The organism is Jiangella aurantiaca (assembly GCF_004349105.1).
In the GTDB taxonomy this organism is placed as follows: Bacteria; Actinomycetota; Actinomycetes; order Jiangellales; family Jiangellaceae; genus Jiangella; species Jiangella aurantiaca.
On sequence record NZ_SMLB01000013.1, the window covers coordinates 37,563 to 57,242 of the forward strand.

Below are 19,680 nucleotides of genomic sequence, written 5' to 3' on the forward strand. Positions count from 1 at the left end.
TGAAATGTCCGATAGATGGCCGAACAACTCCAAGATCAACACTGGCTGGGTGATCTGATCACCCCGAAAGCCGTCTCGCGATGTGAACAGGCCGGTCCGGTTCGTGGACAGGCTGCGGGGCGCGCCGGTACCGTCGCCGTCATGCGCACGTATCTCGCCTTTATGGAGCCGGCCCGGGTGGCCGGCCGCGTCGAGGCGTAGCGCGGCCTTCCTCCGAGTCGGCTCACGAGGCTTCAGGCATCGGCCTGGGGCCTCTCGTCATGTGGCCTGAGCGGCCGGCGCACTGAGATGAACGGCCGCTCCCGGAACAGGAGCATCCCGTGACCGCATCTCCGTATCCCGGCATCGACCCGGCGACCCGCACCGGCGGCGCACCGTCCGCGCATCGTCCGGCCGTGCTGTTCGGCGGACCCCGGCCGCCGGTCATCGCGCCGCCAGGCGCCGGCGGCGACCTCGACCACGACGCCGTCCCGGCCGGCTCGGTCACCGTCGTCGACGGCGCCGATCCGGCGGCGATCGCCGACGCGCGCCGGCACGGGCGCCCCGTCGTCGCGAACCTGGGGCAGCGGCCCGGGCTGGCCGCGGCCGCCGTCGCCGCCGGAGCGGACGGGCTGTGGCTGGAGGCGCCCGGCGTCGCGGCCGCCGCTCAGGCCCGCGAGGCGGCCGCCCGCATCGCGCCGCTGGTCCGGTCCGCCGTGCCGGACACGCTGGCCGGCTGCCGCGCGGCCATCGACGCCGTCGACGCCGCCCTGGCCACGCTGCTGGAGCACCGGGTCGCGCTGGCCGGACGGGTACAGCGGCTCAAGCCGGTGGGCGGCCACGCCGGCCGCGACCCGCAGCGCGAGGCGGCCATCATCGCCGCGATGGCCGAGCGCGCGCCGTCCGTCCCGCCGGAGTCGCTGGCCCGCATCGTCACCGCGATCATCGAGGCCGGCCTGGACGCGGCCGAGCGGGACAGGTCGGACGAACCGCCCGTCTGGCGGTTGTGAGCGGAGTCTCCCGGAGCGCCTCGCGCCGGTTGTCGGAGCCGCGGCATAGGCTGTCTCCAGTCCCCGGCGCGCACCCCCTATGACGCCGGTGGAGTGTCTGCGTGAGGAGGCGTCTGAACGTCGTGTCGAGTGCTGCCAGTTCCTCCGGATCGTCGAGCTTCGTGCACCTGCACGTGCACACCGAATACTCCATGCTCGACGGCGCCGCCCGTCTCGACGACCTCTTCAGCGAGGCCGCCAAGCAGGGCATGCCGGCGCTGGCCACCACCGACCACGGCAACGTGTTCGGCGCCTACGAGTTCTACAAGAAGGCGCAGAAGTACGGCGTCAAGCCCATCATCGGCACCGAGGCCTACCTGACGCCGCGGACCAGCCGGTTCGACAAGACCCGGGTCCGGTGGGGCGACGGCGGCGGTGACGACGTCTCCGGCAGCGGCGCCTACACGCACATGACCATGTTCGCCGAGAACACCGGCGGCATGCACAACCTCTTCCGGCTCTCGTCGCTGGCCTCCATCGAGGGCTTCTACTTCAAGCCACGCATGGACCGCGAGCTGCTGCAGCAGTACTCCAGCGGCATCATCGCCACCACCGGCTGCCCCAGCGGCGAGGTGCAGACGTTCCTGCGGCTGGGCAAGTACGACGAGGCCATCAAGGCCGCGGCCGAGTTCCGCGACATCTTCGGCAAGGACAACTTCTTCCTCGAGCTGATGGACCACGGGCTCGACATCGAGACCCGCATCCGCGAGGACCTGCTGCGGCTGGGCAAGGACCTGAACCTGCCGCTGCTGGCCACCAACGACCTCCACTACACCCACAAGTCCGACCACGAGGCCCACGCCGTCCTGCTGTGCGTGCAGTCCGGCTCCACGCTGGCCGACCCCAAGCGGTTCAAGTTCGACGCCGAGGACTTCTACCTCAAGACCGCCGCGGAGATGCGGGAGAGGTGGGCCGACCTCCCCGAGGCGTGCGACAACACGCTCCTCGTCGCCGAGCGGTGCGAGGTGAAGTTCGTCGAGGAGGCCGGCAAGTACATGCCGCGCTACCCGGTGCCGCCGGGCGAGGACGAGGTCTCCTGGTTCGTCAAAGAGGTCGAGCGCGGCCTGCACAAGCGGTTCCCGGGCGGCATCACCGACGAGGTCCGGGCTCGGGCCAACTACGAGACCGAGGTCGTCACCAGCAAGGGCTACGCCGGCTACTACCTCGTCGTCGCCGACTTCATCAACTGGGCCAAGGACAACGGCATCCGGGTCGGCCCCGGCCGCGGCTCGGGCGCGGGGTCCATCGCGGCGTACGCCATGGGCATCACCGACCTCGACCCCATCCCGCACGGGCTGATCTTCGAGCGGTTCCTCAACCCCGAGCGCATGTCGATGCCCGACTTCGACATCGACTTCGACGAGCGCCGGCGCGGTGAGGTCATCCGGTACGTCACCGAGAAGTACGGCACCGACCACGTCGCGCAGATCGTCACCTACGGCACCATCAAGGCCAAGCAGGCCATCAAGGACGCCAGCCGCGTCCTCGGCAACCCGTTCGCGGTCGGCGAGCGCATCACCAAGGCGATGCCGCCGGCCGTCATGGGCAAGGACATCCCGCTCTCCGGCATCTTCGACGCCGAGCACAAGCGGTACGCCGAGGCCGGGGAGTTCCGGTCGCTGTACGAGTCCGACACCGAGGTGCGCCGGGTCGTCGACACCGCGAAGGGCCTCGAGAACCTCAAGCGCCAGTGGGGCGTGCACGCTGCCGGCGTCATCATGTCGTCGGCACCGCTGCTCGACACCATCCCCATCATGAAGCGCGAGCAGGACGGCGCCATCATCACGCAGTTCGACTACCCGACCTGCGAGACGCTCGGCCTGGTCAAGATGGACTTCCTGGGCCTGCGCAACCTCACCATCCTCGACGACGCGCTGAAGAACATCGTCCGCAACGGCAAGGATCCCATCGTCCTGGAAGAGCTGCCGCTGGACGACCGCCTCACGTACGAGCTGCTCGGCCGCGGCGACACCCTGGCGGTGTTCCAGCTCGACGGCGGGCCGCTGCGGTCGCTGCTGCGGCAGATGAAGCCCGACAACTTCGAGGACATCTCCGCGACCATCGCGCTGTACCGCCCCGGCCCGATGGGCGCGAACAGCCACATCAACTACGCGCTGCGCAAGAACGGCCAGCAGCCCATCACGCCGATCCACCCGGAGCTGGCCGAGGCGCTGGAACCGATCCTCGGCACCACCTACGGCCTGATCATCTACCAGGAGCAGGTGATGGCCATCGCCCAGCACCTGGCCGGGTACACGCTCGGAAAGGCCGACCTGCTCCGGCGGGCCATGGGCAAGAAGAAGCGCGAGGTCCTCGACGCCGAGTACGTGCCGTTCTCCGACGGTATGAAGGCCAACGGCTTCGGCGACGCCGCCATCAAGACGCTCTGGGACATCCTGGTCCCGTTCTCCGACTACGCGTTCAACAAGGCGCACAGCGCCGCCTACGGCGTCATCGCGTACTGGACCGCCTATCTCAAGGCGCACTATCCGGCCGAGTACATGGCCGCCGTGCTGACGTCGGTCCGCGACGACAAGGACAAGACGGCGCTGTACCTGTCCGAGTGCCGCCGCATGGGCATCAAGGTCCTGGCGCCCGACGTCAACGAGTCCGCCGGCGACTTCACCCCGGTCGGCACCGACATCCGCTTCGGCCTCACCGCCGTCCGCAACGTCGGCGCGAACGTCGTCGACGGCATCGTCGCGGCCCGGCAGGAGAAGGGCCGGTTCGAGACGTTCCCGGACTTCATGGACAAGGTCCCGGTGCACGTCTGCAACAAGCGCGTTGTCGAGTCGCTGGTGCGGGCCGGCGCGTTCGACTCCCTCGGCTACGCCCGCCGGGCGCTGGCCGCCGTCGTCGACGACGCCGTCGACACCGTCATCTCGCTCAAGCGCAACGAGGCGATCGGCCAGTTCGACCTGTTCGGCGGCGCGGGCGACGACGCCGGCGGCGGCTTCGAGGTCGCGGTGCCAGAGCTGTCGGAGTGGGACAAGAAGCAGAAGCTGGCGTTCGAGCGCGAGATGCTCGGCCTCTACGTGTCCGACCACCCGCTGCTCGGGCTCGAGCACGTCGTCGCCAACGCCTCAGACAAGCCGATCTCCGCGCTCAGCGACGAGAGCGAGGTGCCCAACGGCACCACCATCAGCGTCGGCGGGCTCATCACGTCGCTGCAGCGCAAGGTCAGCAAGCGCGGCGACACCTGGGCCATCGTCACGATCGAGGACCTCGAGGGCTCCATCGAGGCGATGTTCTTCCCAGCCACGTACCAGCTGTACGCGCTGCAACTGGCCGAGGACGAGATCGTCGTGGTCAAGGGCCGGCTCGACCGCCGCGAGGAGTCGCCGCAGCTGATCGCCGCCGAGCTGAGCCTGCCCGACCTCTCCGACGGCCCGTCCGGTCCGGTCGTGGTCACCATGCCGATGACCCGCTGCACGCCGCCGGTGGTCGAGCGGCTCAAGGACGTCCTGGCCACGCATCCCGGCGTCACGCCGGTGCACCTGCGTCTCACCGGGACCGGCCGCACCACCGTCATGAAGCTCGACGACCGCCTGCGGGTCACCCCGTCGACGGCACTCATGGGCGACCTCAAGCAGCTGCTGGGGCCGACGTGTCTGGCGTCGTAGTGACCCGGGCCGAACGGCTGGGGCACAACGCGCCGAGCGCCGCCCGCGTCGTCACCCACATCGCCGTCGCGTCCGTCGTCGCCGGCGTCCTCATGGGCGTGCTCTGGTGGCTGCTGGCGCCCGACGTGCACGCCGTGGTGGTCGACGGCGGCTTGGGTTACGACTCGAGCCAGGCCCAGCACCTGTTCAGCCGCGACGCCGTGTTCACTCTGCTCGGCGGCGGCTTCGGGCTGGTGCTCTCGGTCGTCTTCACCGTCTGGCGCCGGCGCACCCCGGTGGCCGTCCTGGTGTCATTGGCCGCCATGGGTGTCGTCGGGTCCCTGATCGCCCGGTTCGTGGGGGAGTTCCTGGGACCCGACGACGACGTGTCCGGCCTCGCCGACGGCGTCGAGCGGCTGTTCCCGCTGCAGCTGGGCTCCGATGCGGCGCTGCTGGTGTGGTCCATGGTGGCCGTGGTGGTGGCCGCGGTCGTCGCGCTGTTCCGCGAGGACCGCACCCCGTGGGCGCCGCCCGGCGTCTAGCTCGTGCGGCCGATGGTGGCGGTCTTGGCCCCCGTCAGTCTGATGAGGTCGGCCGGGGTGATCTCGACGTCGAGGCCCCGGCGGCCGGCCGAGACGAACACCGTCGGGTAGCCGTAGGCCGACTCGTCGACGATGGTGGGCAGCCGGCGCCGCTGCCCGAACGGACTGATCCCCCCGACCACATAGCCGGTGGCCCGCTCCGCCTGCGACGTGGCGGCCATGACCGCCCGCTTGCCGGAGGCGGCACGAGCCAGCGACTTGAGGTCCAACGACCCCGACACCGGCACCACGGCGACGACGAGCTCGTCGTCGACCTCGGCCAGGAGGGTCTTGAAGACGCGCGTCGGCACGACACCGAGGGCGCGAGCCGCCTCCAGGCCGAACGACGGCGCGGAGGAGTCGTGGTGGTACGGGTGCACGGTGAACGGCACTCCCGCTCGCTCCAGCACCAGCGTGGCCGGTGTACCTGTGCGCTGGCGTGTTGTTGTCCCCATTAGGGCAATCTAGACCCAACCGGTGGCATTCGTCATCGCACGCGCCGATGATCGACAGCGAGCCATGACACCTCGAGGTGGCAGCCCGCTGCCGGTCACCTGCGGTGTGATCAGCCGTAGACCTGGACCTCCGCCAGCGAGAGTGCGTCGTTCCCCGCGAGCTGAACGCGCACGTACCGGCCGCTGCGGCCCACGTCCACCAGCGACGGCGTTCCGCCCTGGCCGGCGTGGTGGTACGACCACACGCCCGGTTGCGCCAGCACCTCACTGAGCGAGCCGGAGACGAACGGCGTGTCCGAGACGAGCACGTAGAAGTTCGTCAGCCGGTCGGAGCAGCAGTCGGTCCGGTTCCACACCGCGACCTCGGACAGCTCCTCGACGGCGCCGAGGTCGACCTGCCACCACGGCGCGTCCTGGAAGTTGGTGTGGGTGACCGATCCGCCACCCCAGTTGCCGCTGGTGTTCCCGTCGACGGCTCGGGCGGGCACACCGCCGAAGCCCGTCGAGGACTGGGTGGCCGTCTTCCCACGTGCCAGGTTCGGCCGGAGCACCTGCACGCCGAGCCGTACCGGGATCGCCCAGTCGTCGGAGACCACGTGCGCGGTGAACTGGTACGCGCCGTCCGGGGTGCCTTCGGGAATGGTCAGCGCGAACTCCGCCGTCCGGGACGTGCCCGCCGTGACGGGAGCCAGCCGGACCGTCGAGGGCGTCACCGGCCAGCCGTCGGGCGCCTCCAGCCGGACTCGGGTGGTCGGGATCGCCCGCCTGTCGGCGGGGGCGAGCGACACCGTCACCGGGATGGTACTGCCCGGCCGCTGGGTCTCGGCGGACACCTCCGCCCCGACCCGCGTCTGAGGGACGATCCGGTAGGTACCACCTGCCTCCGTGTCGAGCGTGAGCCGGTCGCCGTCGACGGTGACCGGTACGACGTGACCGTCGGCGTCGTAGGCGCGCATAGGGCCGTGGAAGGCGGCGTTGCGCAGCACGGCGGTGCCGCCCTCGTCCGACGTCAGCCGGATCTCGGTAGGCAGGCCGGCTGCCCAGTCGACGCCGACGGTGTACGCGCCGCGGGCCCGCAGACCGTCGAGGCTGCCGGTGTGCCACGCCGACGGCAGCGCCGGCAGCACGTCGATGGTGCCGGTGTGGCTCTGCAGCAGCATCTCCGCGACGCCGGCGGTGCCGCCGAAGTTGCCGTCGATCTGGAACGGGGGATGAGTGTCCCAGAGGTTCGGCAACGTGGAGCTGGACAGCTGTTCACGCAGCATCAGGTGGGCGTGGTCGCCGTCGAGCAGCCGGGCCCAGAAGTTGACCTTCCAGGCCTTGCTCCAGCCGGTGCCGCCGTCGCCGCGCGCCTCCAGCGAGATCCGCGCCGCCTCGGTCAGCTCCGGCTCGGTGCGCGGCGAGATCTGCGCGCCGGGGTGCAAGGCGTAGAGGTGCGAGACGTGCCGGTGGTCGTTCTCAGGATCGTCGATGTCGATCTTCCACTCCTGCAGCTGGCCCCATTCGCCCATTCGCAGGCCCGGGTCGAGCCGGTCCAGCGTCTGCCGCAGCTGTGCTCGGTAGTCGGCGTCGACGCCCAGCTCCTCGGACGCTGCGACGGTGTTCGTGAGCAGGTCCCAGACGATCTGCTGCGACATCGATGCACCGGCCGTGTACGGGCCCTGCTCGGGCGAGAAGCTGGGGGAGACGACGAGCGTTCCGTCGCGCGGGTCCTCGACCAGGAAGTCCAGCCAGAACTCGGTGGCCTCGCGCATGATCGGATATGCGGTCTCGGCCAAGAACTGCTCGTCCTGCGTGAACAGCCAGTGCTCCCACAGGTGGCGGGCGAGCCAGCCGTTGGACTCCGGGAACCAGAACGCCGTCGGCCAGTCGTGCACGCCGGTGTAGCCGAACGGCGTCGTCTCGTTCTGCACCACCCAGCCGTCGGCGCCGAACATCTGCTCGGCGCTGACCCGGCCCGGCGGCCGCAGCGAGTCGATGTACTCGAACAGCGGCACCGTCGTCTCGGAGAGGTTGGTGACCTCGGCCGGCCAATAATTCATCTGCAGGTTGATGTTGACGTGGTAGTCCGCGCCCCACGGGTTCGACGTGCCCTCGGCCCAGACGCCCTGCAGGTTGGCCGGCAGCGACCCGGCCCGCGACGATGAGATCAGCAGGTAGCGGCCGTACTGCGCGTAGAGCACCTCGAGGTACCGCGCGTGCTCCGGCGGCAGCGTGCCGGCGGCGTACCGGCTGCGCAGGTCGTCGGTGGCCAGCGCGGGCGCCTGCTGCCCGAGGTCGAGCGTGAACCGGTCGAACAGCTCGGTGTAGTCGGCCACATGGTCCGCGCGCAGCTCGTCGTACGGCTTCGCGGCGGCGGCGTCGACGGTGGCCGTGACGCGCTCGTGCGGGTCGTCGCCGCGGTACGTGGGGTAGACGTCGTCGTAGTTCGTGCCGGCGCCCAGCACGATCGTGACGGAGTCCGCGTCGCTCACCTGGACGGCGCTCGCCGTGCCGCCGACGCTGCCGCCGTCGGCGATCACCTGCAGCTGCGACTCGAACCGCATCTGGTTGTCGTTGAGGTTGCCGGCGACGGTGAGCCGGCCGCCGTCGCGGGTGACCTGCGTATTGCTGCGGCCGCTCGGGACGGTCTGCGAGACGCCGACGTCGATCGCGCCCGGCTGGTCCGCTGTCAGCCTGGTGACCAGGACGCCGTCGGGGTAGCTGGCGAAGTACTCGCGCGTGTAGGTGACGCCGGCGCGCTGGTAGCTGACCGAGGCGGTGCCGTCGCCGAGGTCGAGGTCGCGCCGGTAGCCGCTGACGCCGTCGGCCGCGCCGAAGTCCAGGCGCAGCTCGCCGAAGGTCGTGTACGAGCCGAAGTCGTCGCGGCCCTGGCCGAGCAGCCGGGTGATCACCTCGGGGGTCACCTGCACCTGCTCGTCGATGAGGCTGCGCGCGTCGGCGAGGGCGGTTGGCCGCGGCGAGGTCCAGTTGCCGCCGGTGTACTGCCGGCCGGGCGCGGGGCCGCCGGACCACAGGGTCTTCTCGTTGAACTGGATGCGCTCGGTGCCGATCTGGCCGAAGACCACCCCGCCCAAGTGGCCGTTGCCGATCGGGAGCCCCTGGCTTTCCCAGCTCGTGGTGGGCTCGTCGTACCACAGGACGAGGTCGGAGCTCTCCGAGCTCACGGGTGTGCGCTCCGGGCTGGTCGTGGACGCAGTGCCGATCGCCATCGAGGATGTCGTGGCCATGGCGGTGGCGATGGCGGTGAGGGTGAGGCCGGCCTGTCTCCGTCGACTCATGCTGGCTCCCAGCTCGGGAAGATACATCGGATGTATCGGGAGGATAGGGCCGGAGAGGGTCCTGATCAAGATGCGAGTGTGAGGGGAACCGATCCCGGCGGATCTCGGTGCGGTTACATCCATTGACATGCCTTGTTGCATCGCTACGATCGGATTCATCCGATCTCTGGTCCGGCGGCTCATGACATTCCGGCCGGTCAGCCGACACATCGCACCGGGAGTGCCGTGAACGTCCACCTTCTCGAGATCGACCGCATCAGCAAGAGCTTTCCCGGCGTGCGGGCACTGTCGGACGTGAGTTTCACGCTGGACGCCGGCGAGGTCCATGCGCTCGTCGGCGAGAACGGTGCGGGCAAGTCCACCTTGATGAAGATCCTGGCGGGCATCCACGCGAGGGACGAAGGGACCATCTCGATCGACGGACGGCTCGTCGACGTCGATGGGCCGCACGCGGCTCAGGCACTGGGCATCAGCATCATCCATCAGGAGCTGTCGCTGATGCCCGACCTCACGATCGCCGAGAACATCTACATCGGGCGGGAGCGGCGGCGAGGGCTCGGACTCTTCGTCGACGACGCGGACCTGAACAGGCGTGCGCGCGAGCTGTTCGACCGGCTCGGCATCGTCCTCGACCCGCGGGCGAAGGTCGGCTCGCTGCTCGTGGCCCAGCAGCAGGTGGTCGAGATCGCCAAGGCGCTCTCGTTCGACGCGCGCATCCTCATCATGGACGAGCCGACCGCGGCTCTGACCGAGTCGGAGACGGAGGCGCTGTTCGACCTCATCCGCGATCTCAAGCGGAACGGTACCGGCGTCATCTACATCTCGCACCGCCTCGAGGAGCTGACCGCGGTCGCCGATCGCGTCACCGTCCTGCGCGACGGTGCCTGTGTCGGCACCCTGCCGGCCGGCGACATCGACCTGCGCAAGGTCATCTCGATGATGGTCGGGCGGCAGATCCAGGGCGAAACGCGCCCGGCGCCGCGGCCCGGCGACCGGCCGGCGGTGCTGGAGGTCCGCGGACTGTCCACCAAGAGCCTGCTCAAGGACGTGAGCTTCGAGCTGCGCCGCGGTGAGATCCTGGGCTTCGCCGGTCTCATGGGCGCCGGGCGGACCGAGGTGGCGCGGGCCATCTGCGGTGCGGACCGGCCGGACGGGGGCGACATCGTCCTGCGCGGCGACCGAGTGACCATCAAGAGCCCGTCCGACGCCGCCCGGCTGGGCATCGGTTACCTCTCCGAGGACCGCAAGCGGTTCGGCCTCATGCTCGACCAGGACGTCGGCTTCAACATCATCGCCTCCTCGCTGCCCCGGCACGTCAACGCGCTCGGCCTGATCCGCGACGGCGAGGTGCGACAGACATCGCAGCGCTACGTCGAGTCGTTGAAGATCAAGACCCCGTCCATCCGGCAACGCACCAAGAACCTCTCCGGCGGGAACCAGCAGAAGGTCGTCATCGCCAAGTGGCTGGCGCGCAACTGCGAGATCCTGATCTTCGACGAGCCCACGCGAGGGATCGACGTCGGGGCGAAGGAGGAGATCTACGCGCTGCTCCGGTCGCTGGCCGACGAAGGCAAGTCCATCATCATGATCTCGTCGGAGCTGCCCGAGGTGCTGCGGCTCGCCGACCGTATCGCCGTCATGTGCGAAGGCCGGCTGACCGCTGTGCTCGACAACGCCGACGCCGACCAGGAGACCGTCATGGCCTATGCCACACAGCTGGAGGCGCAAGGGGGCGCTGCCGCATGAAGGACGCCGAAGCCACCGAGCGCGCGCCGGGAGCCGAGGCTCTCACCGCGCCGGAGCACACCAGGACGAGGTCGCGCGGCGTGGTCCGCCAGCAGCTGCAGCAGATCCTCGCCTTCGCCAGCCTCATCGCGCTGGTCCTCTTCTTCTCCGTCGCCGACAGCAACTTCCTCACGTGGTCGAACATCACGGGCATCCTGCTGTCGACCGCCGTCATCGGCATCCTGGCCCTGGGCACGACGTTCGTCATCATCAGCGGCGGCATCGAGCTGTCCCTCGGTACCGGCATGACGTTGGCGGCGGTCATGACCGGCGTCTTCCTCACGAACCTGGGGTGGCCGCTGCTCCTCGGCGTGATCGGCGGCATCCTCAGCGGGGCGCTGATGGGCCTCGTCAACGGCTTCAACATCGCGGTGCTGAAGATCCCGCCGTTCATCGCCACCCTGGCCATGATGCTGATCGCCCAGGGCCTGGCGCTGGTGATCTCCGGGACCGCGCCGATCTACTTCACCGACGCGGCCGGCTTCACCGACATCTCCCTGGGCGAGCTGATTCCGGGCGTCGACCTGCCCAATGCGGTCATCATCCTGTTCGCCCTGACGGCGCTCGGAGCAGTCATCCTCCGCAAGTCGCTGCTGGGTCGCTACACGTTCGCCATCGGCAGCAACGAGGAAGCCGCCGACATCTCCGGCATCGACGTGCGGAAGTGGAAGATCCTCATCTACACGCTCTCCGGGCTGTTCATGGGAATCGCGGGCGTCGTGCTGGCAGCGCGGCTGAACTCGGCGCAGCCGTCGCTCGGCATTGGATACGAGCTGCAGGCCATCGCCGCTGTGGTGATCGGCGGTACGTCGCTGCAGGGCGGCAAGGGCAGCATCGTCGGGACGCTGATCGGGGCGCTGATCGTGGGAACGGTCACCAACGGGCTGCGCATCATGTCCATTCCGCAGGAGTGGCAGACGGTGATCATCGGCCTGGTCATCTTGGTGGCCGTTTACACGGACAACCTTCGTCGGGGCAAGGACGGCTAGCGGCCGGTCCCGGCATCGCTCGACGAACGACACAGTCGACAAACGACACAATGGAGCAGACGATGAGCAATCGATTGACAGCCGTGGGCGTCGGCATCGCCGCTGCCCTGGTTCTCGCCGCGTGCGGTGGAGACGACGACTCGACGGCGTCCGGCGACACCGGGGACGGTGGTGGCGACCGGCCGCAGATCGCTTTGGTGTCCAAGGGCTTCCAGCACCAGTTCTGGCAGGCCGTCCGGGATGGCGCGGAGCAGGCCGGCGAGGAGTTCGACGTCGAGGTGTCGTTCGAGGGTCCAGACTCCGAGTCCGAGGTGGCGCAGCAGATCGACATGCTGCAGGCCGCCATCGACCGCGATCCGGACGCCTTGGGCTTCGCGGCGCTGGACAGCCAGGCGGCCACGCCGCTGATGGACGAGGCTGCCAGCAGGGACATTCCGGTCATCGCCTTCGACTCCGGGGTTGAGAGCGACGTGCCACTGACGACGGCGGCGACGGACAACCGCGCGGCCGCGGCACTGGCCGCCGAGAAGATGGTCGAGCTGATCGGCGGTGAGGGGCAGGTCGCCCTGGTGGTCCACGACCAGACCAGCGTGACCGGCGTCGAACGGCGCGACGGCTTCGTCGAGTACATCGAGGAGAACGCCCCGGACGTGGAGATCGTCGACATCCAGTACGGCGGCGGTGACCACCTCGAGTCGACCAACCTCGCCACCGCGATCATCCAGGGCAACCCGGACCTCGCCGGCATCTACGGCGCCAACGAGGGCTCGGCGATCGGCGTGGTCAACGCCGTCAACGAGCTGGGCATGGCCGGTGAGATCGTGATCGTGGGTTTCGACTCCGGGCAGGCACAGATCGAGGCGATCCGAAGCGGCGTCATGGCCGGCGCCATCACCCAGAATCCCGTCGGGATCGGCTACGAGACGGTCCGGGCGGCGGTCATGGCGCTGGACGGCGAGGAGCTGCCGGAGACCATCGACACCGGCTTCTTCTGGTACGACGCGACCAACATCGACGACGAGGAGATCCAGGCAGTCCTCTACGAGTGACGCGATGGGCGACGGCGCGGGCGGAACGGGCGGACTACGCTGCCGCTACCGCTCCTGTCCACCACGACGCGGAGGGATCCGCCCATGCCGTTGTTCGACAAGCCCCTCTCGGAGCTGCGCGACTACCGCCCGGAGCGCGACGAGCAGCCCGACTTCGATGAGTTCTGGTCCCGGACGCTGGCCGAGGCCGCGCAGTTCCCGCTCGACCCGCGGTTCACCCCGTACGACGCCGCGTTGAGCCTCGTCGACGTGTATGACGTGCGGTTCTCCGGCTGGGGCGGGCACCGGATCGCCGGCTGGCTGATCGTCCCGACCGGCGCCTCCGAGCCGCTGCCCGCCGTCGTGCACTACATCGGCTACGGCGGCGGCCGCGGCTTCCCGCACGACTGGCTGGCCGCAGCGGTCGCCGGGTTCGCGACGTTCGTCATGGACACCCGCGGCCAGGGCTCGGCCGGGTCGCCCGGTGACACCCCCGACCCCACCGGCGGGCAGAACGCGCAGACGCCAGGCTTCATGACCCGCGGCGTGCTCGACCCGGACGACTACTACTACCGCCGCGTCTTCACCGACGCCGTCCGCGCCGTCGACGCCGCGGCGTCCCATCCACTGGTGGACGCCTCGCGCGTGGTGATCGGTGGCGGCAGCCAGGGCGGCGGTATCGCGACGGCGGTGGCGGGTCTGCGGTCCGGGCTGATCGGCGCGATGATCGACGTGCCGTTCCTGACCGGGTTCCGGCGGGCGACGGAGATCGTCGACACCCAGCCGTACTACGAGATCGCGCGGTACCTGTCCATCCACCGCGACCACGAGGAGCAGGTGTTCCGCACGCTGTCCTACTTCGACGGCATGAACTTCGCCGCCCGGGCCACGACGCCGGCCCTCTACAGCGTCGCGCTCATGGACACCACCTGCCCGCCGTCGACGGTGTTCGGCTCGTACAACCACTACGCCGGGCCGAAGGAGATCAAGGTCTGGCCGTACAACAAGCACGAGGGCGGCCAGACGTTCCAGACGCGCGAGCAGCTGCGCTGGCTGCGCGACGTCGTGAAGGGCGTCGCCTGAGGCACCACCCGCGATCCCGGCCGCCCGTGATCGGGTGCGCTCGCGGCGCCTGAGCGAGCGCCGGCGCACCTGATCACGCTGATGGGCCCTTGACACCCGGGTTCGACTCGTCTTTACTGCCTTGAAACGTATCAGAAACCGGTTCCCGGCCGGGGCTCCGCCCGCAACGTCTCGCGCACGCCGCCATGACCTCAGGATGCCGAGGGTTTTCTGAGCCATGCCGAGAAAGCGCTTTCCGAATGCGCACACAGGCGGCACCGTCCCAGCGGGGCCGGTGACGGCAGAGTGTGAGGAGTGCGACGTGATCACTCGAAGAGCGGCCTCGGCGGTGGCCGGCGTCCTGGTGGCCGGCAGCGTCCTCGGGGCGGCGGGACCGGCCGGGTCGGAGCCGGCCGCCGGGCCGAGCGGCGACTACGAACCCACCGTCCAGTCGTTGTCACAGCACGAGACCCCCGACTGGTTCACCGATGCCAAGCTGGGCTTCTTCATCCACTGGGGCCCGTACTCGGTGCCCGCGTACGCACCGCCCGGCGGCGGTGCGCGGCCGGGCTCGGACGTCTACGCGGAGTGGTACTGGTACGAGATGAACCAGCCGGGCAGCCCGACCTACGAGCACCACGCCGCGACGTACGGCGAGGACGTCCCGTACGACCGGTTCATCGAGGAGTGGCAGCCGGACGAGTTCGACCCGCGTGAGTGGCTGGACCTGTTCGTCGAGGGCGGGGCGGAGTACTTCGTCCTCGTGTCGAAGCACCACGACGGCGTCGCGCTGTGGGACACCGACACGACCGATCGCGACACCGTGGCGCTGGGGCCGGAACGCGATCTCGTCGCCGAGCTGTTCACCGCCGCCGAGGACTACCCGCTCAAGACCGGTCTGTACTACTCCCTGGCCGAGTGGTATCACCCTGCCGGTGGGTGGGACCCGCTGCACGGCACCGGCCTCGCCGAAGGCCCGGTCAACCCGTACACGGGCGAGGCGGTGCCCTACACGGGCTACGCACCGGTCGGCGACGAGGTCATGGATCACCAGTACCCGCAGATGCTCGAGCTGGTCGACCGGTTCGACCCGGACATCATCTGGTGCGACATCGGCAAACACGTGGCGCACAACAGCCACGAGCTCATGGCGTACTACTACAACCAGGCCGAGAACCGGCCCGACCCCAAGGAGGTGGCGGTCAACGACAGGTGCAGCACCGAGGTGCGTGACTTCGTCACCCGCGAGTACCGGAACCAGCCCGCCATCGACCCGAAGCCGTGGGAGGCCACCCGGGGCATCGGGAGATCGTTCGGGTACAACGCCGAGGAGGGCCCGGAGGTCTACCTGACAGCCGACCAGCTCATCGACAGCTTCGTCGACACGGTCAGCAAGAACGGGAACCTGCTGCTCAACATCGGCCCGATGGCGGACGGGACCATCCCGGACATCCAGGCCGACCGGATCCGCGAGCTCGGCGCCTGGCTCGACGTCAACGGTGAGGCGATCCGCGGCTCCACGTACTGGCACCATGCCGACGACGTGAACAGCAACGTCCCCGTGCGCTACACCGTCAAGGACGGCGACCTGTACGTCACGGCACTGCAGTGGCCGGGCGAGGAGCTCACCCTGTCCGGAGACATCCCGATGGCGCGCGGCAGCAGCGTCACGTTGCTCGGCTCGGACGGAGAACGGCTGCCCTGGCGGCGCGACGGCGAGGTGGTCACGGTGACCATGCCGGGGGCGGGCGCCGCCGCGACGTCGAGCCGGCACGCGTACACCTTCCAGATCAGCACGCCCGGGAGCGGCGACGTGAAGGACGCCGTCCACAGCACGATGGAGCTGCCGGACGACGCCGACCGCGGTCAACCGTTCACGGCGACCGTGACGGCGACCAATCCAGGGAGCCGGACGTCGTCCGACGTGCGGGTGGCGCTCGACGTCCCGGCGGGCTGGTCCGTGCGGCCGAGCAGGGCGAATCTGGGCGACCTGCCGCCGGACGGGTCGGGCACGGCCGAGTTCGTCGTGACCCCGGCCTTGGACGCCGCGACCGATCAGTACACGGTCACGGCGCAGACCTCGGCGGGCCGGCTCAGCCAGGTGATCGGCGGCAAGGTCGTGGTCGGCTTCGAGAGCGTCGTCGACGTCGTGGCACCGGAGAAGCTGCGGCCCGCCGTCATGGCGGTCGAGGGCGCGGAGTACTACGTCGACCGCGATGTCACCATCAGCGCGCTGCCCGCGTCGCTGCGCGGGGCGACGCTGATCCGCGGCGCGAACGACGACAAGCGGGTGACCGATCCGGAGTACCTGGTCCTCGACGCCCGGACCGAACTGACGCTGTACGTCGGCCTGGATCCGCGGGGCGCGCCGGAGAACGGGGACTGGTGGCCGGGCTGGGTCGAGGAGCTCGGGTTCGAGTCGACCGGCGAGGAGATCGCTGTCGCCGGTGACCCGGGTCAGCCGACGTTGCAGTTGTACGCGCTCGACCGGGTGGTGGACGCCGGGGAGCGGATCGTTCTCGGCGGCAACGGTGCGACCACGGGAAGTTCCGGCTCATACGTCACCATCGCCGTCGAGCACTGAACGGCGGGCCGTCTACACTCGGGTAGTCGAGCACAATCTCGTTGTGCACTCTGCAACCCGGAGAGGTGGCGTGGAGCGGAACAACTCGTCGTCGTTGCGACGGGGGATCGCGCTGCTCGACGCGGTGGCGGAGGCCACGGCGTCGGGCGGCGCGACGCTGACCGAGCTCGCGGCCGCGGTCGGGGTGCACAAGAGCTCGGCGCTGCGCTTGCTCGCCCCGCTGGCGGAGGCCGGCCTGGTCCGGGTCGAGGGCGGCCGGCACCTGCTCGGCCCGCGGACCGCGCAGCTGGGCCGCGGCTACCTCGACTCCGTCGACCTGCGCGCGCTGGCCCAGCCGGCGCTGCGCCGCCTGGTCGCGGAGTCGGGGGAGTCGGTGCACCTCGTGCTGCCCGACCTGCCCGATATGGTCTACATCGACAAGATCGACGGGCCGGGGCGGGTGCGGATGAACTCCTACGTCGGCTCCCGCCAGCCGGCCCACTCGACCGGCGTCGGCCGCGCCTACCTCGCCTTCGCGCCGGCGGAGGCCGTCGACGCCGTCATCGCGCACGGTCTGACCCCGCGGACGGAGCGGACGGTCACCGACCCGGCCGCGTTCCGGGCCGGGCTGGCCGCCGTCCACGAGCGCGGATACGCCGTCGACGACGTCGAGAACGAGCCGGACATCCGCTGCGTCGCCGCGCCGGTGTTCGGCCACGACGGCGCGGTCGCCGCCGCCATCTCCGTCGCCGGGCTCGCCACGCGCATCGCCCCCGACCGGTTCGAGCGGCTGGGCGAGCTCGTCGTCGCCGCCGGCCGGACGATCTCGGAGCAGCTCGGCGCACCACCATTGAGAGAGGAACCACGATGACCGACCGCATCCCCCCGAGCGCCCAACTGCGCGAGACGGGCGTCATGGCGATCCTGCGGGCCCGCTCAGCCGACCGGTTCGGCCAGATCAGCCGGACGCTCGTCGACGCCGGGATCACCTGCCTGGAGATCACGCTGACCTCGCCGGGCGCGCTCGAGGCGATCAAGGCGGTCCGCGCGGAACTGCCCGACTCCGTCGACGTCGGCGCCGGGACGGTCATCGACGCCGACCAGGCGCGGGCCGTCGTCGATGCGGGCGCGGGGTTCGTCGTGTCGCCGTCGGTGGAGCCCGACGTCGTGGCCGTCGCCCGCGAGGCCGGCATCCCGGCGTACCCGGGCGCGCTCACGCCGACGGAGGTGCTGACGGCGTGGCGGGCCGGCGCCACCGTGGTCAAGCTGTTCCCGGGCTCGGCGGTCGGGCCGTCCTACATCTCGGCGCTGCGCGGGCCGTTCCCGGACATCGCGGTCATGCCGACCGGCGGCGTCAGCCTGGACAACATCGGCGACTGGATCCGGGCCGGCGCGGCCGGCGTCGGGCTTGGCGGGCCACTGCTGGGCGACGCCGCCGACGGGGGCGACCTCGGCGCGCTGGCGGAGCGCGCGGCGCGGGCCCTGGCGGCCGTGCGCGACGCGCGAGCGGGCGCATGAGCCGGGCGGGCCTCGTCACCATCGGCGAGGCGATGGCGCTGGTCGCGGCCGCCGAGACCGGCGGGTGGGCGCACCACCGCGCGATGCAGCTGTCCGTTGCCGGCGCCGAGTTCAACGTCGCCGTCGGCGTGCAGCGGCTGGGCCGGCGCGCGACGTGGATCAGCCGGGTCGGCGCCGACGGGTTCGGCGAGCTGATGCTGCGCGAGCTGCGCGCCGAGGGGATCACCGCCATCGCCGCCGTCGACGACACCCGGCCCACCGGGCTGATGGTGAAGGAGCGGCCGAACAGCCTGCACACGCGCGTCCGCTACTACCGGGCCGGCAGCGCCGCGTCGGCGCTGACGGCGTTCGACCTGCCGCTCGAGCCGATCCAGCAGGCCGCCGTCCTGCACGTCACCGGCATCACCCCGGCGCTCGGCCCCGGCCCGGCATCGGCGGTGCAGCTGGCCGTCGACACCGCCCGAGCGGCCGGCGTCACCGTCTCGCTGGACGTCAACTACCGCTCGGCCCTGTGGAGCCGCGACGACGCCGCCGCCGCCCTCGAACCGCTGGCCCGGCAGGCCGACGTGCTGTTCGCCGGCCCGGAGGAAGCATCGCTGATCGTGCCCGCGGGCGCCCCGGAGGACATGGCCTACGCGCTGGCCGCGCTCGGCCCGGCGCACGTGGTCATCAAGCTGGGCGCCGACGGCGCGGTGTCGCTGATCGACGGTGAGCTGTGGCGCACGCCGGCCGTTCCGGTACGGGTGGTCGACACCGTCGGCGCCGGCGACGCGTTCGTGGCCGGCTATCTCGCCGAGCTGATGGAGGGCGCGCCGGTCCGGCGGCGGCTGGCGACGGCGGTCGCGGCGGGCGCGTTCGCCTGCACCTCCCTCGGCGACTGGGAGGGCCTTCCGACCCGGGCCGACCTGCCCGCCCTGCAGGCCACCGAGTCGGTGCACCGCTGAGCCAGTTGGTCGCCGTCCCGGCGGGGTAGGAGTGCGCCTGCCGGGCCGGGAGGCCGGGCCGCGGTGCGGCCCGCTGGACATCAGCCCAGCAGCGGGTTGTGGATCCGCACGGGCGACGTGAATCGCCCGAAGTCGCGATCGGCGGACCAAAGCTCGCGCACGCCGTGGGCGGCGCACAGAGCCGCGATCCTGGCGTCGTTGACCATGGGGCCGCTGACCTTGCCCGTAGCCAGAAGGTCTTTGAGGATGGGCCAGTAGCCACGGGTCTCGCCCAGAAGTGACAGCGTCGGTGCGGCGAGCCAGGCATCCAGCTGCGCGATCGCCTGCTCGCGGGTACTCGGCGGGTCGTAGATCTTCGGGTGCGTCGCGATGGCGAAGAATTCGTGGACGCACGGCCATGGGATGGCCCATGCCGTCCGTCCTTCGGCGAGTTCCTTGATCCTCGCGGCGGCGGCGGTGTGAAACTCACTGTCACGCCGATGGGCATAGACGAGGATGTTGGTGTCGACGGCGATCACGGCTGGGTGTAGATCGTGTCGCGGATCTGTTCCCACCCGGCGCCGCGGAACTCCGGTCGCAGCCCGTGGCCCTCGACGCTCGCATCCTCGAGGGTGAACCGCTCCTCGGCGGAGCGCTGGCGGACCACGCCGCGCAGGCCGGTTTCACGATCGAGGGGCCGCCGCACACTGCGACGACGACCGGCACGCTTGATCATGGAGAAGGTCGCCTTTGGAGTCGCGGGAAACCCGACCTTCTCCATGATCAACTCGGCGCGCGCAGGGTTGGCCGCCAGCGGGCGGGCCATCCAGGCGCTGCCCGCCGCGGGTGGCTCGCGTCCCTGCCG

The 19,680-nt window shown here is 70.4% G+C and carries 16 protein-coding genes; 12 read left to right on the forward strand and 4 right to left on the reverse strand.

Features of this window, described 5'->3' with window-relative positions; all coding sequences use genetic code 11:
- Nucleotides 1-15 precede the first annotated feature (15 nt).
- The 4 genes from E1262_RS11865 (at nt 16) to E1262_RS11880 (ending at nt 5,172) form a co-directional block, all read left to right on the forward strand.
- A complete protein-coding gene (locus E1262_RS11865; RefSeq protein ID WP_132103349.1) occupies nt 16-201 on the forward strand; it encodes a hypothetical protein in 186 nt (61 codons plus the stop codon).
- Nucleotides 202-320: 119 nt separating this feature from the next.
- Nucleotides 321-989 carry a chorismate mutase gene (locus tag E1262_RS30870; protein WP_203453791.1) on the forward strand — a complete coding sequence of 223 codons (669 nt, stop codon included), beginning with the start codon at nt 321-323 and terminating at the stop codon, nt 987-989.
- Nucleotides 990-1,180: 191 nt separating this feature from the next.
- The gene (gene dnaE, locus E1262_RS11875; protein ID WP_132103427.1) at nt 1,181-4,651 is read left to right on the forward strand and encodes a DNA polymerase III subunit alpha; all 3,471 of its coding nucleotides are present in this window, start codon (nt 1,181-1,183) and stop codon (nt 4,649-4,651) included.
- A complete protein-coding gene (locus E1262_RS11880; protein ID WP_132103350.1) occupies nt 4,636-5,172 on the forward strand; it encodes a DUF2567 domain-containing protein in 537 nt (178 codons plus the stop codon). Before dnaE ends, E1262_RS11880 begins: the two co-directional genes overlap by 16 nt.
- On the opposite strand, the gene ybaK is transcribed toward E1262_RS11880, so the two are convergent.
- Complete coding sequence (ybaK, locus tag E1262_RS11885) at nt 5,169-5,666, reverse strand: Cys-tRNA(Pro) deacylase (protein ID WP_132103351.1); 498 nt, start codon at nt 5,664-5,666, stop codon at nt 5,169-5,171. The genes E1262_RS11880 and ybaK overlap by 4 nt on opposite strands.
- A gap of 110 nt (nt 5,667-5,776) precedes the next feature.
- On the reverse strand, nt 5,777-8,947 hold the full coding sequence (locus E1262_RS11890; RefSeq protein ID WP_132103352.1) for a glycosyl hydrolase family 95 catalytic domain-containing protein: 3,171 nt from the start codon (nt 8,945-8,947) through the stop codon (nt 5,777-5,779).
- 225 nt (nt 8,948-9,172) lie between these two features.
- Between E1262_RS11890 and E1262_RS11895 the strand changes: the two genes are divergently transcribed.
- The 8 genes from E1262_RS11895 to E1262_RS11930 all read left to right on the forward strand — a co-directional run bounded on the left by E1262_RS11895 (nt 9,173) and on the right by E1262_RS11930 (nt 18,836).
- A complete protein-coding gene (locus E1262_RS11895) occupies nt 9,173-10,693 on the forward strand; it encodes a sugar ABC transporter ATP-binding protein (RefSeq protein ID WP_132103353.1) in 1,521 nt (506 codons plus the stop codon).
- The gene (locus E1262_RS11900; RefSeq protein WP_132103354.1) at nt 10,690-11,721 is read left to right on the forward strand and encodes an ABC transporter permease; all 1,032 of its coding nucleotides are present in this window, start codon (nt 10,690-10,692) and stop codon (nt 11,719-11,721) included. Before E1262_RS11895 ends, E1262_RS11900 begins: the two co-directional genes overlap by 4 nt.
- Before the next feature lie 62 nt (nt 11,722-11,783).
- Nucleotides 11,784-12,770 carry an ABC transporter substrate-binding protein gene (locus E1262_RS11905; RefSeq protein WP_132103355.1) on the forward strand — a complete coding sequence of 329 codons (987 nt, stop codon included), beginning with the start codon at nt 11,784-11,786 and terminating at the stop codon, nt 12,768-12,770.
- A gap of 84 nt (nt 12,771-12,854) precedes the next feature.
- Complete coding sequence (locus E1262_RS11910; RefSeq protein ID WP_132103356.1) at nt 12,855-13,832, forward strand: acetylxylan esterase; 978 nt, start codon at nt 12,855-12,857, stop codon at nt 13,830-13,832.
- A gap of 301 nt (nt 13,833-14,133) precedes the next feature.
- A complete protein-coding gene (locus E1262_RS11915) occupies nt 14,134-16,395 on the forward strand; it encodes an alpha-L-fucosidase (protein ID WP_162605877.1) in 2,262 nt (753 codons plus the stop codon).
- A gap of 70 nt (nt 16,396-16,465) precedes the next feature.
- Nucleotides 16,466-17,245, forward strand: coding sequence for an IclR family transcriptional regulator (locus E1262_RS11920; RefSeq protein ID WP_132103358.1), 780 nt, complete (start codon nt 16,466-16,468; stop codon nt 17,243-17,245).
- A complete protein-coding gene (locus E1262_RS11925; protein ID WP_132103359.1) occupies nt 17,242-17,892 on the forward strand; it encodes a bifunctional 4-hydroxy-2-oxoglutarate aldolase/2-dehydro-3-deoxy-phosphogluconate aldolase in 651 nt (216 codons plus the stop codon). Before E1262_RS11920 ends, E1262_RS11925 begins: the two co-directional genes overlap by 4 nt.
- Nucleotides 17,889-18,836, forward strand: a complete 948-nt coding sequence (locus E1262_RS11930) for a sugar kinase (protein ID WP_132103360.1) — start codon at nt 17,889-17,891, stop codon at nt 18,834-18,836. The genes E1262_RS11925 and E1262_RS11930 overlap by 4 nt, the downstream gene beginning before the upstream one ends.
- Before the next feature lie 80 nt (nt 18,837-18,916).
- Here the strand turns inward: E1262_RS11930 and E1262_RS11935 are convergent, their stop codons facing one another.
- Both E1262_RS11935 and E1262_RS11940 read right to left on the reverse strand, forming a co-directional pair.
- Entirely contained in the window at nt 18,917-19,354 is a 438-nt protein-coding gene (locus E1262_RS11935) for a TA system VapC family ribonuclease toxin (protein WP_132103361.1), read from the reverse strand.
- On the reverse strand, nt 19,351-19,641 hold the full coding sequence (locus E1262_RS11940; RefSeq protein ID WP_132103362.1) for a hypothetical protein: 291 nt from the start codon (nt 19,639-19,641) through the stop codon (nt 19,351-19,353). The genes E1262_RS11935 and E1262_RS11940 overlap by 4 nt, the downstream gene beginning before the upstream one ends.
- Nucleotides 19,642-19,680 lie beyond the last annotated feature (39 nt).

Excerpts from the sequence above, each read along its gene's own strand:
- E1262_RS11865 (WP_132103349.1), top strand. The coding sequence starts at position 16 with ATGGCCGAACAACTCCAAGATCAACACTGGCTGGGTGATCTGATCACC.
- dnaE (WP_132103427.1), top strand. The coding sequence starts at position 1,181 with ATGCTCGACGGCGCCGCCCGTCTCGACGACCTCTTCAGCGAGGCCGCC.
- ybaK (WP_132103351.1), bottom strand. The coding sequence starts at position 5,666 with ATGGGGACAACAACACGCCAGCGCACAGGTACACCGGCCACGCTGGTG.
- E1262_RS11890 (WP_132103352.1), bottom strand. The coding sequence starts at position 8,947 with ATGAGTCGACGGAGACAGGCCGGCCTCACCCTCACCGCCATCGCCACC.
- E1262_RS11900 (WP_132103354.1), top strand. The coding sequence starts at position 10,690 with ATGAAGGACGCCGAAGCCACCGAGCGCGCGCCGGGAGCCGAGGCTCTC.
- E1262_RS11905 (WP_132103355.1), top strand. The coding sequence starts at position 11,784 with ATGAGCAATCGATTGACAGCCGTGGGCGTCGGCATCGCCGCTGCCCTG.
- E1262_RS11910 (WP_132103356.1), top strand. The coding sequence starts at position 12,855 with ATGCCGTTGTTCGACAAGCCCCTCTCGGAGCTGCGCGACTACCGCCCG.
- E1262_RS11925 (WP_132103359.1), top strand. The coding sequence starts at position 17,242 with ATGACCGACCGCATCCCCCCGAGCGCCCAACTGCGCGAGACGGGCGTC.
- E1262_RS11930 (WP_132103360.1), top strand. The coding sequence starts at position 17,889 with ATGAGCCGGGCGGGCCTCGTCACCATCGGCGAGGCGATGGCGCTGGTC.
- E1262_RS11940 (WP_132103362.1), bottom strand. The coding sequence starts at position 19,641 with ATGGCCCGCCCGCTGGCGGCCAACCCTGCGCGCGCCGAGTTGATCATG.